Source organism: Nocardioides okcheonensis, from assembly GCF_020991065.1.
Taxonomy (GTDB): domain Bacteria; phylum Actinomycetota; class Actinomycetes; order Propionibacteriales; family Nocardioidaceae; genus Nocardioides; species Nocardioides okcheonensis.
Genome location: NZ_CP087710.1, coordinates 2,148,722 through 2,161,668 on the forward strand (window position 1 = coordinate 2,148,722; position 12,947 = coordinate 2,161,668).

Consider the following 12,947-nt stretch of genomic DNA (forward strand, 5'->3'; position numbering starts at 1 on the left):
GATGGAGCGCATGACCGAGGACGCGGGCGGCCAGCGGGACGCGCCCATCGCGGCCCGGGTCCACCTCGCCCACGCGGTCGTGCAGAAGCTCGCCGAGGACCACGGGGTCGACCTGCTCCACCTCAAGGGACCGGCGGTGCTCCCCGGCCTGCGCGCCGAGGGCAAGCAGTCCAGCGACGTCGACGTGCTCGTGCGCCCCAGCCACCTCGCCCGCCTCGTCGAGGCGCTCGAGTCGGTGGGCTGGGAGAAGCGCACCGACTTCGCGACCGGGTCGGTCTTCGCCCACGCCGCGAACTGGTGGCACGACGACTGGGGCTGGATCGACGTCCACACCAGCTGGCCGGGCGTCGGCATCGACCCCGAGGCCGCCTTCGACGTGCTCCTGCGCGACCGGGTCTGGCGCGAGATCGCGCACTGGGGCTGCCCGGTGCCCGACCGGACCGCCCAGCGGCTGATCCTCGTCCTGCACGCCGCGCGCTCGCGCGGCAACCGCGACGTCGACCGGGCGTGGACCGCCGCCGGGCCCGACGAGCAGGCGGCCGTCCGCGCGCGGGCGGCCGAGCTCGACGCCGAGGTGGCCCTCGCCGCCGGCATCGGCGAGCTCGAGCTGCACCGCCACCACCCGTCCTACCGGCTGTGGCGCCACTTCGCCGAAGGCGGCAGCCGCTTCGACGAGTGGCGCGCCCGGATGGCGGCCGCCACGACGCTGCGCGCCAAGGCCGACCTCCTGACCGCTGCACTGCGCGTCAACCAGGACCACCTCAGGATGGAGCTCGGGCGACCGCCCACGCGCGAGGAGGTGCGCGCCCGCCAGCGGCTTCGCGTACGCCGGGCGGCCGAGGAGCTCACCAGGCGGGTGCGACGCGGATGACCCACCAGTACCGCATCGCCGACGACGTCGCCTGGGTCAGCCTCGAGGACCTCGACGTCGACAACGTGCCGACGGCCTACCTCACGCGGGTCCCGAAGGGCCTGCCGATCATGCTCGAGGGCTCGGCCTGCCTGGTCTGGCTCGCGCTCGCCGAGGGCGGCACCCTCGCCGAGGTGACGGCCGCCGCGGCCGCGATGTCCGACGCCGACGCCGACGCGATCAGCGACGACGTGTCGGCGCTGGTCGACCAGCTGGTCGCGATCCGCGTCGTCGACGAGGAGTGAGCACCGCCCCGAGGAGCGCGCCCAGGGTGTTGGCCGCGACGTCGGCCACCGACCCGACCCGGGCCAGCCACAGCGCCTGCGCGACCTCGACGCCGGTCGACGCGGCCAGCGCGAGGAGGGTCACCACCCACCACGACCGCCCGGTCAGCACGACCAGCGCCACGCCGGCCGGCACGAAGAGCAGCACGTTGAGCACGAAGCCGTAGTGGTGCGGCAGCGCCCAGTCCGGCGCGACGGGCCACTGGTAGCGGAAGAAGGTGTAGAGCCCGACCGTCAGCCGGTTGAGCGCGAGCCCCCACGGGCCGACCAGCAGCACGACGGTGCCGAGGGCGTAGACCCCGACGAGCGCCCACGCCGCACCGGTTCCGCGCGTCCTCCCCACGGCCCCACCCTAGAGTTGGCCGCGTGGCTGGTGAGGACGTGACGCACGGAGTGGTCGTCGAGGCGATGGGGGTGCCCGTCGAGATCCGCGCCGACGGCGACGTCGCCCTGCGGCTGCAGCGGCAGTGGAGCCGGGCGCTCACCGACCGGGAGCCCGAGGTGGTCGTCGACCTCGAGGGCCTCGACGCCCTCGACCCCGCCGACCACGACTACGCCGTCACGACCCGCGTGACCCTGGCCGCGCTCCAGGCCACCGCCGGACGCCGGGTCAACGTGCACGCCGGCGCGCTCGCCGACGACGCGGGTCGCGTGCTCGCCTTCGTCGGCCCCTCCGGCGCCGGCAAGACCACCGCGGTGTCCCGGCTCGCGCGGGACCTGGGCTACCTCTCCGACGAGACCGTGTCGCTCGACCACAGGCTCGTCGTCCACGCCCACGCCAAGCCGCTGTCGGTCGTGCTCGACCCTGCCGCCCCGCGCCGCAAGGGGTCGGTCTCCCCCGACGACCTCGACCTCCGCGTCGGGCCGGTCGGCGCGCGACTGCACCGCATCGTGCTGCTGCACCGCGGCGACGACGACAGCGGGCTGGCGCCGGTCCCGGCCTCCCGGGCGATCGCCGAGATCGTCGACCAGACCTCGTCGCTGGTCCACCTCGACCAGCCCATGCGGCGCCTGGCCGCCGCCGTCGAGGAGTGCGGCGGCGCGTGGGGCCTGCACTACCGCGAGTTCGAGCGCTGGGCCGACGAGGTCGCGGCGCTGCTCGACCGCGAGCCCCGGCCCGTCGAGCCGTACGTCCACCACCCCGGCGGGCCCACGCCCGTGCCCGGCGCTCCCGGCGCGTGGTCGCGCGAGCCGTGGCGCGACGCGGTGGAGTACGCCGAGGAGCTGGTCGTCATGGTCGACGACCAGGTCCGGGTGCTGGCCGGCCTCGGGCCGCTGCTGTGGCTCGCCCTGGAGCGCCCGCGCACCCCGGCCGAGCTGGCCGCGCACGTGCAGGAGGTGTGGGGCGAGCACCCCGACGCGGACGCCCTCGTGGGCGACGCGCTCGCCGTGCTGGCCGAGCAGGGGCTGGTCCGGCCCCCGGCCTGAGCGCCGGTGTGACGCCGGTAACCTGCGAGGCATGAGCACCCCATGCCGTCCTGCTCCCCCGCTCCGCTCCTCCACACGACGCCCCGGGGACCCCGCATGACCGCCCGCCGCACGCTCCCCACCGACGAGGCCCGCGACCTGCTCGCGCTCACCCGCGAGATCGCGACCAAGGAGCTCGCGCCGCGCTCGGCCGAGGCCGAGGCGACGGAGACCTTCCCGCGCGACGTCTTCGCGATGCTCGGCCGGGCCGGCCTGCTGGGCCTGCCGTACCCCGAGGAGCACGGCGGCGGCGCGCAGCCCTACGAGGTCTACCTGCAGGTCCTCGAGGAGATCGGCGCGGTGTGGTCGTCGGTCGGCGTCGGCGTCTCGGTGCACGCGCTGTCCTGCTTCGGCCTCGCCGAGTTCGGCACCGAGGAGCAGCGGGCCCGCTGGCTGCCCGACATGCTCGGCGGCGACCTGCTCGGGGCGTACTGCCTCTCCGAGCCGCACGCCGGCTCCGACCCCGCCGCGATGACGACCACCGCGCGCCTCGACGGCGACGCGTACGTCCTCAACGGCGCGAAGGCCTGGACCACCCACGGCGGCCACGCCGACTTCTACAAGGTGATGGCCCGGACCTCCGACGACCGCAACGGCATCTCCTGCTTCCTCGTCCCCGCCGACTCCGAGGGCCTCTCCGCCGACCCGCCGGAGCGCAAGATGGGCCTCACCGGCTCCGCGACCGCGACCATGCGCTTCGACGGCGTGCGCGTCCCGGTGGAGCGCCGCCTCGGCGCCGAGGGCGAGGGCCTGCGGATCGCCCTCGCCGGCCTCGACGCCGGCCGCCTCGGCATCGCCGCCGTCGCCACCGGCCTCGCCCAGGGCGCCCTCGACTCGGCCGTCGCCTACGCCCGCGAGCGGGAGACGTTCGGCAAGAAGATCATCGACCACCAGGGCCTCGCCTTCGTGCTCGCCGACATGGAGGCCGCGATCGTCGCCGCCCGCGCGACGATGCTCCACGCCGCCCGGCTCAAGGACGCCGGCCTGCCGTTCTCCCGCGAGGCCTCGATCGCCAAGCTCGTCGCGACCGACAGCGCGATGAAGGTGACCACCGACGCCGTGCAGGTCCTCGGCGGCTACGGCTACACCCGCGACTTCCCCGTCGAGCGCTACATGCGCGAGGCGAAGGTGATGCAGATCTTCGAGGGCACCAACCAGATCCAGCGGATGGTCATCTCCCGCTCGCTCGCGAAGGACAACGCCGGCGCGATCGGCTGACGGACGGGGCGTGCCCACCCCTGCGAGGGTGTGCGCCCCGCCGAGCGCGAGCGACCGTGGAGGCATGACCACCACCAAGCGCATCGCGTTCCTGACCGCCGGCGAGGGCATCGAGGAGGTCGAGCTGACCGAGCCCTGGAAGGCCGTGACCGACGCCGGCCACACCGCCGAGCTGCTCTCCCTGGAGGAGGGAGAGGTCCAGCTCTTCCAGCACCTCGACGCCTCCACCACCCAGAAGGTCGACCGGCTCGTCGCCGACGCGTCGGTCGGCGACTACGACGCCCTCGTCCTGCCGGGCGGCGTGGCCAACCCCGACGCCCTGCGCACCGACGAGCAGGCCGTCGCGTTCGTCCGCGACTTCGTCGGCTCCGGGCGCCCGGTCGCAGCCATCTGCCACGCGCCCTGGACGCTCGTCGAGGCCGACGCCGTCCGCGGCCGCCGGCTGACCAGCTGGCCCAGCCTGCAGACCGACGTCCGCAACGCCGGCGGCGAGTGGGTCGACGAGGAGGTCGTCGTCGACGACAACCTGATCACCAGCCGCAACCCCGACGACCTGCCCGCCTTCAACCGCGAGCTGCTGGCGGCGCTCGACGCCTGACGCGTCCACGGCGGGGGCGCGGTGTGGCGCCCGTCACGTCGGTGCGGCATGCTGGGTGGAAGCGCTCTCACCCCACGGGAAGGCCCCCATGTCCGCTCCGCACCCCCGCCCCCGCCGTACGCCCCTGCGTGCGGTCGTCGCCGCACTCGCCCTCGCCGTTGCCGGCGTCGTGCCGACCACCGTTGCACCCACCGCCGACGCGGCCCCGCGCCCGGCGCCCGCCGCCCCCGACCTCGGCTCCCGCGTCGTGGTCTTCGACCCCTCGATGCCCACCGCCGAGATCGAGCAGCGCGCCGAGGAGATCTGGCAGCAGCAGGTCGACGCCGAGATGTCCGAGGGACGGTGGAGCCTGCTCTTCCTCCCCGGCACCTACGGCACCGCGGACGACCCGCTCCAGATCAAGGTCGGCTACTACACCGAGGTCGCCGGCCTCGGCGCCTCGCCCTCCGACGTGGTGATCGACGGCAAGGTCGAGGTCTACAACCGCTGCCTCACCGACGGCCCGACCCAGCCCTACTGCGTCGCGCTCAACAACTTCTGGCGCTCGATGTCGAACCTGACGATCAACGTCAACGGCACCGGCCAGGACGGCTGCCGCGCCTCCGCCAACTTCTGGGCCGCCTCCCAGGCCTCCGCGCTGCGCCGCGTCGACGTCCGCGGCGGCAACCTCTCACTGATGGACTACTGCACCGAGGGGCCGCAGTTCGCCAGCGGCGGCTACCTCGCCGACTCGCGCGCCGGCACGGTGATCAACGGCTCGCAGCAGCAGTGGCTGACCCGCAACTCCGAGGTGGCGTCGTGGTCCAACGGCGTGTGGAACCAGGTATTCTCCGGCACGATCGGCGCGCCCTCCGAGGCCAACTTCCCGACCGAGCCCTACACCACCCTCGACCGCACCCCGCTGAGCCGGGAGAAGCCCTACCTCCACGTGACCGACGGCGCCTGGCAGGTCCGGGTCCCGGCCCCGCGCACCGACTCGCAGGGCCCCGACTGGACCACGGGTGACACCGCCGGCCGCGACCTCCCGCTGTCGTCGTTCCACGTCGCCTCCCCCGACCAGCCCGCCCGCGTGCTCGCCGCCGCGCTCGCCCGCGGCAAGCACCTGCTGCTCACCCCCGGCGTCTACGACGTCGACCGCAGCCTGGTGATCCGCCGCAGCGGGACCGTCGTCCTCGGGCTCGGCCAGGCCACCCTCACCGCGGTGCGCGGCGCGACCCCGGTCGTCGTCGACGACAAGGCCACCGACGTGGTGGTCGCCGGCGTGACGATCGACGCCGGGCTGCGCGAGTCGAAGGCGCTCATGCACATCGAGGGTCGCCACGGGCACGGTCGCGGCCACCGTTCCTCCGTGCCGACCACGACGCTCAACGACGTCTACTTCCGTGTCGGCGGCCCGCACGTGGGCCGCACGGACAAGGCGCTCGTCGTCGACGCCGACGACGTGCTCATCGACCACACCTGGGTCTGGCGCGCCGACCACGGCATCGAGGGCTTCACCGCCGGGGTCTCCGGCGACACCGACCGCTGGAACACCAACACCGGCCGCGTCGGCGTCGTCGTCAACGGTGACCGGGTGAAGGCCACCGGGTTGTTCGTCGAGCACTTCCAGGAGCTCAACACCATCTGGAACGGCGAGGACGGCCAGGTCGTGCTCTACCAGAACGAGCTGCCCTACGACCCGCCGTCGCAGGCCGAGTGGACCCAGCCCGACGGCACCCTGGGCTGGCCCGGCTACCTGGTGTCGGACCGCGTGCGCCGCCACGAGCTCTACGGCGGCGGGGTCTACGTCTTCAATCGCAACGACCCGACGATCACCACCGAGAGCGGGTTCGACGTGCCCGACCGCGCCGGCGTCCGCCTCCACCACGTGATGACGGTCAACCTCGAGGCCGGCAGCATCGAGCACGTCGTCAACGACACCGGTGCCCGCGTGGACAGCACGGCTCCGGGCATCCCGAGCTACGTCGTGGACTACCCGACGCCGTAGGCCGGCTCAGACCAGCCAGCGCCCCAGCAGCGTCCCGTCCTGCTCCAGCAGCAGGACGGGACGCACGGCCACGTCCACGTCCGGCCCGCCGGCGATACGCGGGCCGTCGCCCGCGACCAGACGCGGCGACACGGTCCAGCACAGCTCGTCGACGGCCCCGGCGGCGAGCAGGTCGCCGAACAGCGACGGCCCGCCCTCGCACAGCTGGTCGCGCCAGCCACGGCCCAGCAGCTCGGCCTTGAGCGCGACCAGGTCGATCTCGTCCTCGCCGAGCACCAGCACCTGCTCGTGACCGAGCAGCTCGCGCGCCTCGTCGAGCCCCTCGGCGCTCGCGACGGTGGCCATCAGCACCCGCCCGCGCGGCGCCTCGCGCAGCGTCGGCGGCACGTCGGCGCGCCGGCTCACCACCACGACCGGGATCTTCGGGACGTCGTACTCCTCGTCGCGGATCGTGCCCGCGCCGACCACCAGGCAGTCGGCGTGCTTGCGCAGGGTGTCGAAGACCCGCTTGTCGGCGTCGTCGTTGATGCTCGTGCTGAGCCCGTCGGCACCGGTGGCCGAGCCGTCGACGGTGCTCACGAAGTTGACCCGCAGCCACGGCTCGCCGCGCGGGGCGTACGCCTCCTGCAGCTGCTCGTCGGACAGGTCGGCCAGGCGCTGCAGCTCGAAGGAATCGCTCACCGTTCCATCCTCCCCTCTACGATTTCGGGCGTGATCACCCTTGCGGACCTGGCCCACCTGCAGCACGCCCACGGGGAGGCCTGGGACAGCCCGGTCGCCCCGGTCGTCCTGCCGGGGCCGCGCGGCCCGGTGACGATCGGCGACGGGCCCGTGACGCTGATGGGCTGCGTCAACCTGTCGCGCGACTCGACCTACCGCGAGAGCGTCGCCACCAGCCCGTCCGACGCCGTCCGGATGGGCCGCGTGCAGGCCGCGCAGGGCGCCGCGATCATCGACCTCGGCGCCGAGTCCAGCAACGCCACCGCCGCCCGCGTGGGCGTCGACGACCAGGTCGCCCGGCTCGTCCCGGCCGTGAAGGGACTGGCGGAGGAGGCCGTGGTCTCGGTCGAGACCTACGAGCCCGAGGTCGTGCGCGCCTGCCTCGACGCCGGTGCGCGGATCCTCAACATGACCGGCCGCGAGCACGAGGACGAGATGCTCGCCCTCGCCGCGGAGTACGACGCCGCCGTGGTGCTGTGCTTCGGCGAGACCGCCAACGTCCGCGAGATCTCCGACGTGCCGCCCGACGCCGACCCGGTCCCCGTCCTGCTCGACCACTTCGCGCCCCGCATCGCCCACGCCCGCGACCTCGGGGTCGACAAGGTCGTCATCGACCCCGGCATGGGCTTCTTCTACGGCAACCTGGTCGACCCGCTCACCCGCGCCCGCCACCAGACCAAGGTCCTCGCCCAGGGCTTCCGGCTGCGCCCGCTCGGCGTGCCGGTCTGCAACGCGGTGCCGCACAGCTTCGACGTCTTCGGCGACGAGTTCCGCAAGGGCGAGGGCTTCTACGCCGTCTTCGCCGCCCTCGGCGGCACCCACCTCGTCCGCACCCACGAGGTCGCGCACCTGCGCGTCGTGCTGCGCGGGCTGGCCGAGCTCGGGGTGCGCTGAGCAGCACCATGAAGGCAGTTCGCGACCCGGGCTGCCCCGTCCACGCTCAGGCGACGAGGCCGTGGCAGCCAACTGCCTGCATGGTGCGCCACCGGACGACGTCGGCGATCGCGAGCTCGACGCCGGGCCGGTCGTGCATCACGTCCTTCCACGTGAAGCGCAGGACCACCAGGCCCAGACGCGCCGAGGTCGTGTAGCGGTCGACGTCGCGCTGCAGGCCGGCCTTCGTCCAGTGGTGCTCCAGTGACTCCGCCTCGATGACGATGCCGAGGACCCGGTCGAGCAGGTCGACGAAGCCGACCCCCGGCACGGCGCCCTGCGGAACCACGTCGAGCCCGGGGACCGCCGAGGCGATGGCGTAGAGGCAGGACTCGAACGGGTTCGCCCGCCTTGCCGACGCCTCCCGAGCCACTCGCTGCGCACGAGCCCGCCCGGTCCGGGGGCTGCGCTCCGCACCCAGCAGCAGGTCGTCCTGGTCGACAATCCCCTCCCGCAGCGCGGAGTCGGCGACGCTGAGCGCCACGTCGAAGTCGTACGCCCTCGCGCAGTCGATCACGGTGCGCACCCGTGAGGTCACGCGCCGGCGCTGCTCGCGGTCGGACAGGTCCGCCCAGTGCAGCTCGTAGGCCCCGCCCTTCGGCTTGCGGGCACTGCGCGGCAACGTGATGCAGGGCCGCACCGGGTCCTCCTTCAGCTTCCAGCCGAACTCCTGGGCAGCGCTCAGGTGCGAGGCCACGCCACCGGTGCGCGCCACCGCGTGACGAACAGCGTCGATGTCGGCCAGGCAGTACCGGTTGTGGCGTGGCTTGTTGATCCGCCCGTCGGCCAGCGCCCGCTCGATGTCGCCACGACCGGTGGAGGCGAGGAGCTCGGCGAAGGTGGCCACGCCTCCGAGCTCGCGCAGCGCCGACACCGGGTCCATGCGAGGAGATTGACACCTCGCGACCGGTCGGCGCTCGGGCTCTCCACAGGGCCGGCGCGCACCATGAAGGCAGTTCACCGCGGGCAGGTCCTGTTCCACGCTCAGCAGCGCGTCGTTCGGCGCGAACTGCCTGCATGGTGCTGCCGGTCAGCCCAGGAACTCCCGGATCCCGGCGACCAGCGCCCGCGCGTAGCGCGCCCGCCCGCGCGGCGACGTCATCACCCGTGCCTCGGCGGCGGAGCGCATGTTGCCCAGCTCGACCATCGCGGTGGGGACGTCGGAGAGGTTGAGGGTGCCGAGGTCGGAGCGGACGTCGAGGCCGTCGCCACCGGCGACGTAGCTCGCGACCGCGAACCGCTTGCCCAGCAGGCCCGCCCTCAGCGCCTCGGCCAGCCGCATGGATGGCGCGGCGATGTCGTCGGTCCACGGCGCGCGGTCCGGCGGGACGATCACGTGGAAGCCGCGGGCGCCCCGGGCGTACGACCCGTCCGCGTGCACCGAGACCTTGAGGTCGGCGTCGATCGCGTTGCCGGCCCGGCCGCGGACGTCGACGCACGGACCCCAGCGGTCCTGCCGGTTGCTGTCGCGGGTCATCCGCACGGTCGCTCCGAGCCCGCGCAGCCGCTTCGCGAGCAGCCGGGAGACCTGCCAGGTGAACGTCGCCTCCGGGTAGCCGCGGTTCGTCGCCGTGCCGGTGGTGTTGCAGGGCTTGGTGAATCCGCCGGCCGGGACCGGCCGGTTGATCTCGGCCGGGAAGTTGTGGTTGCCGAGCTGGTGGCCGGGGTCGATCACGACCACCCGACCGGCCAGCGGGTCCGACGTCTGAGGACGTCCTGCAGGCGAGATCGCCCCGACGGCCTGCACCACGTCCTCAGATGACCCCAGCGCCGGGACAGCGCCGGCCCCGGGCCCCAGCGACAGAGACACCGCCAGGGCGAGGACCAGCGCGGGCCGGCGCATCAGCCGGCGAAGCCCTGCGGGTTCTGCGACTGCCAGCGCCAGGCGTCGACCGCCATGTCGTCGATCGACTTCTCGGTGCGCCAGCCGAGCTCGGCGTTGGCGCGCGAGGCGTCGGCGTACGAGCTGGCCACGTCGCCGGGGCGGCGCGGGACGACCTCGTAGGGCAGCTCGCGACCCACCGCGCGCTCGAAGGCGTGGAGCATCTCGAGCACGCTGGTGCCGTGGCCGGAGCCGAGGTTCCAGGTGTTGACCGACTTGTCGGTGCGGGTGAGCTCCTCGAGCGCCGCGACGTGGCCGGCCGCGAGGTCCTCGACGTGGATGTAGTCGCGCACGCCGGTGCCGTCGACGGTGTCGTAGTCGTCACCGAAGACGGCGAGCTTGTCGCGCTTGCCGACCGCGACCTGCGCGATGAACGGCGTGAGGTTGTTGGGGATCCCGGACGGGTCCTCGCCGATGGTGCCGGACGGGTGCGCGCCGACCGGGTTGAAGTAGCGCAGCAGCGCGACCCGCATCCGCGGGGACGCGGCGGCGACGTCGCGCAGGATCTGCTCCTGCATCACCTTGGTCCAGCCGTACGGGTTGGTGGCGAAGGTCGGCTGGTCCTCGGTCGCGCCGGCCTGGTCGGTGCCGTAGACCGTCGCGCTGGAGGAGAAGACCAGCTTGTCGACGTCGTGCTTCTGCATCGCGCGGACCAGGGAGAAGGTGGAGCCGAGGTTGTTCTCGTAGTACTCCAGCGGCTTCTCGACGCTCTCGCCGACGGCCTTGTAGCCCGCGAAGTGGATGACCGCGTCGAAGTCCTCGGCGGCGAAGAGGTGCTCGGTCTTGTCGTAGTCGCACAGGTCGAAGGAGTGCAGCGGCAGGCTGGTCCCGGTCAGCGACTCCATCCGGCCCTTCACGACGGGGTGGGAGTTGCTGAAGTTGTCGACGATCACGACGTCGTGGCCGGCGGCGACGAGCTGGATGACGGTGTGGGAGCCGATGTAGCCGGCACCGCCGCTGACGAGGATCTTCATGAGCCACACCCTAACCAGCGGAGTGCCTGACAGACTGGCCGCATGCCGAGCGCACTCATCACGGGAATCACGGGTCAGGACGGCCTCTACCTCGCCGAGCTCCTGCTGGAGAAGGGCTACGACGTCCACGGCCTGATCCGCGGCCAGAACAACCCGCGGCGCGAGCTGGTCTCCAAGGTGGTCCCCGACGTGACGCTGCACAACGGCGACCTGACCGACCTCTCCAGCCTGATGCGCGCGATGCGCGACTCCCAGCCCGACGAGGTCTACAACCTCGGCGCGATCTCGTTCGTCGCCTACTCCTGGGAGAACGCCTTCGTCACCAGCGACGTCACCGGCATGGGCGTGCTCAACGTGCTCGAGGCCGTGCGCCTGCACGCGGGCGACGACCCCGCCAGCATCCGGTTCTACCAGGCGTCGAGCTCGGAGATGTTCGGCAAGGTGCAGGAGGTCCCGCAGTCGGAGAGCACCCTGCTGTGGCCGCGCTCGCCCTACGGCGTCAGCAAGGTCTACGGCCACTACATGACCATCAACTACCGCGAGTCCTACGGCATGCACGCCTCGTCGGGGATCCTCTTCAACCACGAGTCGCCGCGCCGCGGTCCGGAGTTCGTGACCCGCAAGATCAGCCAGGCCGTCGCCCGGATCCACCTCGGGCAGCAGGAGGACGTCACCCTCGGCAACCTCGACTCGCGCCGCGACTGGGGCTACGCCGGCGACTACGTCGAGGCGATGTGGCGGATGCTCCAGCAGGACGAGGGTGACGACTACGTCATCGCCACCGGCGAGACCTGGTCGATCCGCGACTTCCTCGAGATCGCCTTCCGCCACATCGGCATCGACGACTGGGCGCCCTACGTCAAGCAGGACCCGCGGTTCATGCGGCCCGCCGAGGTCGAGCTGCTGATCGGCGACGCGTCGAAGGCGAAGGACAAGCTGGGCTGGACGCCGACGGTGTCGTTCGCCGACCTGGTCGCGATGATGGTCGACGCCGACATCGCCGCCGCCAAGGCCGGCTGGTGACCCGGGCCCTCATCACCGGCATCGGCGGACAGGACGGCAGCTACCTCGCCGAGCGGCTGGTCGCCGACGGCCTCGAGGTGCACGCGCTGGTGCTGGCCGCCGACGGCCACCCCGCGCACTGCCCGGCCGAGGTGGTGCTCCACGAGGGCGACCTCGGCGACGTCGAGGCGACCCGCCGGCTGGTGCGCGACGTCGCGCCGAGCGAGGTCTACAACCTCGCCGCGATCAGCTCGGTCGCGCAGTCGTGGGAGCAGCCCGACCGCACCGCCCACGTCAACGGGCAGGCCGCGGTCGCGCTGATGGAGTCGGCGCGGCTGGCGGGCGACGTCCGCTTCGTGCAGGCCTCCAGCGCGGAGATCTTCGGCGAGCCGGCCGAGTCGCCGCAGACCGAGGACACCGCCGTGCGGCCGGTGAACCCGTACGGCGCGGCGAAGGCGTACGCGCACCTCGCCGCCCGCGTCTGCCGCCAGCGCGACCAGCACGTCTCGAGCGTCGTGCTCTACAACCACGAGTCGCCGCGGCGCCCGCAGCGGTTCGTCACCCGCAAGATCACCTCGACGGTCGCGGCGATCGCGCGCGGCGAGGCCGACGGGCTCGCGCTCGGCAACCTCGACGCCCGCCGTGACTGGGGCTGGGCCCCGGACTACGTCGACGCGATGGTGCGGGCCGCCCGTGCCGACGAGCCGGGCGACTACGTCGTTGCGACCGGGACGGCCCACTCGGTGCGCGAGCTCGTCGCCGCCGCGTTCGCCGCGGCCGGTATCGCCGACTGGGAGCCGCTGGTCCGGGTCGATCCCGCGTTCTTCCGCCCGGCCGACCCGACCGAGCTGGTCGGCGACGCGTCGCGGGCGCGCGAGGTGCTCGGCTGGGCGCCGACGGTCGCCTTCGAGGAGGTCGTGCGCCGCATGGTGGCGGCCGACCTCGGCTGACCGCGCTCCGTCGCTGGTCGAG

Annotated in this window: 14 protein-coding genes; 9 read left to right on the forward strand and 5 right to left on the reverse strand. The window is 73.2% G+C overall.

Going from position 1 to position 12,947, the window contains the following annotated elements; genetic code table 11:
• Positions 1-10 precede the first annotated feature (10 nt).
• Both LN652_RS10375 and LN652_RS10380 read left to right on the forward strand, forming a co-directional pair.
• Positions 11-871, forward strand: a complete 861-nt coding sequence (locus tag LN652_RS10375; protein WP_230444583.1) for a nucleotidyltransferase family protein — start codon at positions 11-13, stop codon at positions 869-871.
• The gene (locus LN652_RS10380) at positions 868-1,155 is read left to right on the forward strand and encodes a PqqD family peptide modification chaperone (RefSeq protein ID WP_230444584.1); all 288 of its coding nucleotides are present in this window, start codon (positions 868-870) and stop codon (positions 1,153-1,155) included. The genes LN652_RS10375 and LN652_RS10380 overlap by 4 nt, the downstream gene beginning before the upstream one ends.
• On the opposite strand, the gene LN652_RS10385 is transcribed toward LN652_RS10380, so the two are convergent.
• On the reverse strand, positions 1,091-1,537 hold the full coding sequence (locus tag LN652_RS10385) for a VanZ family protein (protein WP_230444585.1): 447 nt from the start codon (positions 1,535-1,537) through the stop codon (positions 1,091-1,093). The genes LN652_RS10380 and LN652_RS10385 overlap by 65 nt on opposite strands.
• Positions 1,538-1,560: 23 nt before the next feature.
• Between LN652_RS10385 and LN652_RS10390 the strand changes: the two genes are divergently transcribed.
• The 4 genes from LN652_RS10390 (at position 1,561) to LN652_RS10405 (ending at position 6,464) form a co-directional block, all read left to right on the forward strand.
• Positions 1,561-2,622, forward strand: a complete 1,062-nt coding sequence (locus tag LN652_RS10390; RefSeq protein ID WP_230444586.1) for an ATP-binding protein — start codon at positions 1,561-1,563, stop codon at positions 2,620-2,622.
• A 96-nt stretch (positions 2,623-2,718) separates the two neighbouring features.
• Complete coding sequence (locus tag LN652_RS10395) at positions 2,719-3,879, forward strand: acyl-CoA dehydrogenase family protein (RefSeq protein WP_230444587.1); 1,161 nt, start codon at positions 2,719-2,721, stop codon at positions 3,877-3,879.
• Positions 3,880-3,943: 64 nt separating this feature from the next.
• On the forward strand, positions 3,944-4,477 hold the full coding sequence (locus tag LN652_RS10400; protein ID WP_230444588.1) for a type 1 glutamine amidotransferase domain-containing protein: 534 nt from the start codon (positions 3,944-3,946) through the stop codon (positions 4,475-4,477).
• Between the two features lie 88 nt (positions 4,478-4,565).
• Positions 4,566-6,464 carry a hypothetical protein gene (locus tag LN652_RS10405; protein ID WP_230444589.1) on the forward strand — a complete coding sequence of 633 codons (1,899 nt, stop codon included), beginning with the start codon at positions 4,566-4,568 and terminating at the stop codon, positions 6,462-6,464.
• A 6-nt stretch (positions 6,465-6,470) separates the two neighbouring features.
• Here LN652_RS10405 and LN652_RS10410 read toward each other — a convergent pair whose 3' ends face one another.
• Positions 6,471-7,145, reverse strand: coding sequence for a dihydrofolate reductase family protein (locus tag LN652_RS10410; protein ID WP_230444590.1), 675 nt, complete (start codon positions 7,143-7,145; stop codon positions 6,471-6,473).
• A 30-nt stretch (positions 7,146-7,175) separates the two neighbouring features.
• On the opposite strand from LN652_RS10410, the gene LN652_RS10415 reads away from it, so the two are divergent.
• Complete coding sequence (locus tag LN652_RS10415; protein ID WP_230444591.1) at positions 7,176-8,078, forward strand: dihydropteroate synthase; 903 nt, start codon at positions 7,176-7,178, stop codon at positions 8,076-8,078.
• A gap of 46 nt (positions 8,079-8,124) precedes the next feature.
• Here the strand turns inward: LN652_RS10415 and LN652_RS10420 are convergent, their stop codons facing one another.
• From LN652_RS10420 to galE, 3 genes are all read right to left on the reverse strand, one after another.
• Positions 8,125-9,000 carry an endonuclease domain-containing protein gene (locus tag LN652_RS10420; RefSeq protein WP_230444592.1) on the reverse strand — a complete coding sequence of 292 codons (876 nt, stop codon included), beginning with the start codon at positions 8,998-9,000 and terminating at the stop codon, positions 8,125-8,127.
• Positions 9,001-9,147: 147 nt separating this feature from the next.
• Positions 9,148-9,867 carry an N-acetylmuramoyl-L-alanine amidase gene (locus LN652_RS10425; RefSeq protein ID WP_230444593.1) on the reverse strand — a complete coding sequence of 240 codons (720 nt, stop codon included), beginning with the start codon at positions 9,865-9,867 and terminating at the stop codon, positions 9,148-9,150.
• 92 nt (positions 9,868-9,959) lie between these two features.
• The gene (gene galE / locus LN652_RS10430; RefSeq protein WP_230444594.1) at positions 9,960-10,973 is read right to left on the reverse strand and encodes a UDP-glucose 4-epimerase GalE; all 1,014 of its coding nucleotides are present in this window, start codon (positions 10,971-10,973) and stop codon (positions 9,960-9,962) included.
• A gap of 42 nt (positions 10,974-11,015) precedes the next feature.
• On the opposite strand from galE, the gene gmd reads away from it, so the two are divergent.
• Together gmd and LN652_RS10440 are read left to right on the forward strand one after the other, a co-directional pair.
• The gene (gmd, locus tag LN652_RS10435; protein WP_230444595.1) at positions 11,016-11,996 is read left to right on the forward strand and encodes a GDP-mannose 4,6-dehydratase; all 981 of its coding nucleotides are present in this window, start codon (positions 11,016-11,018) and stop codon (positions 11,994-11,996) included.
• On the forward strand, positions 11,993-12,925 hold the full coding sequence (locus LN652_RS10440) for a GDP-mannose 4,6-dehydratase (protein ID WP_230444596.1): 933 nt from the start codon (positions 11,993-11,995) through the stop codon (positions 12,923-12,925). Before gmd ends, LN652_RS10440 begins: the two co-directional genes overlap by 4 nt.
• Positions 12,926-12,947: the final 22 nt, after the last annotated feature.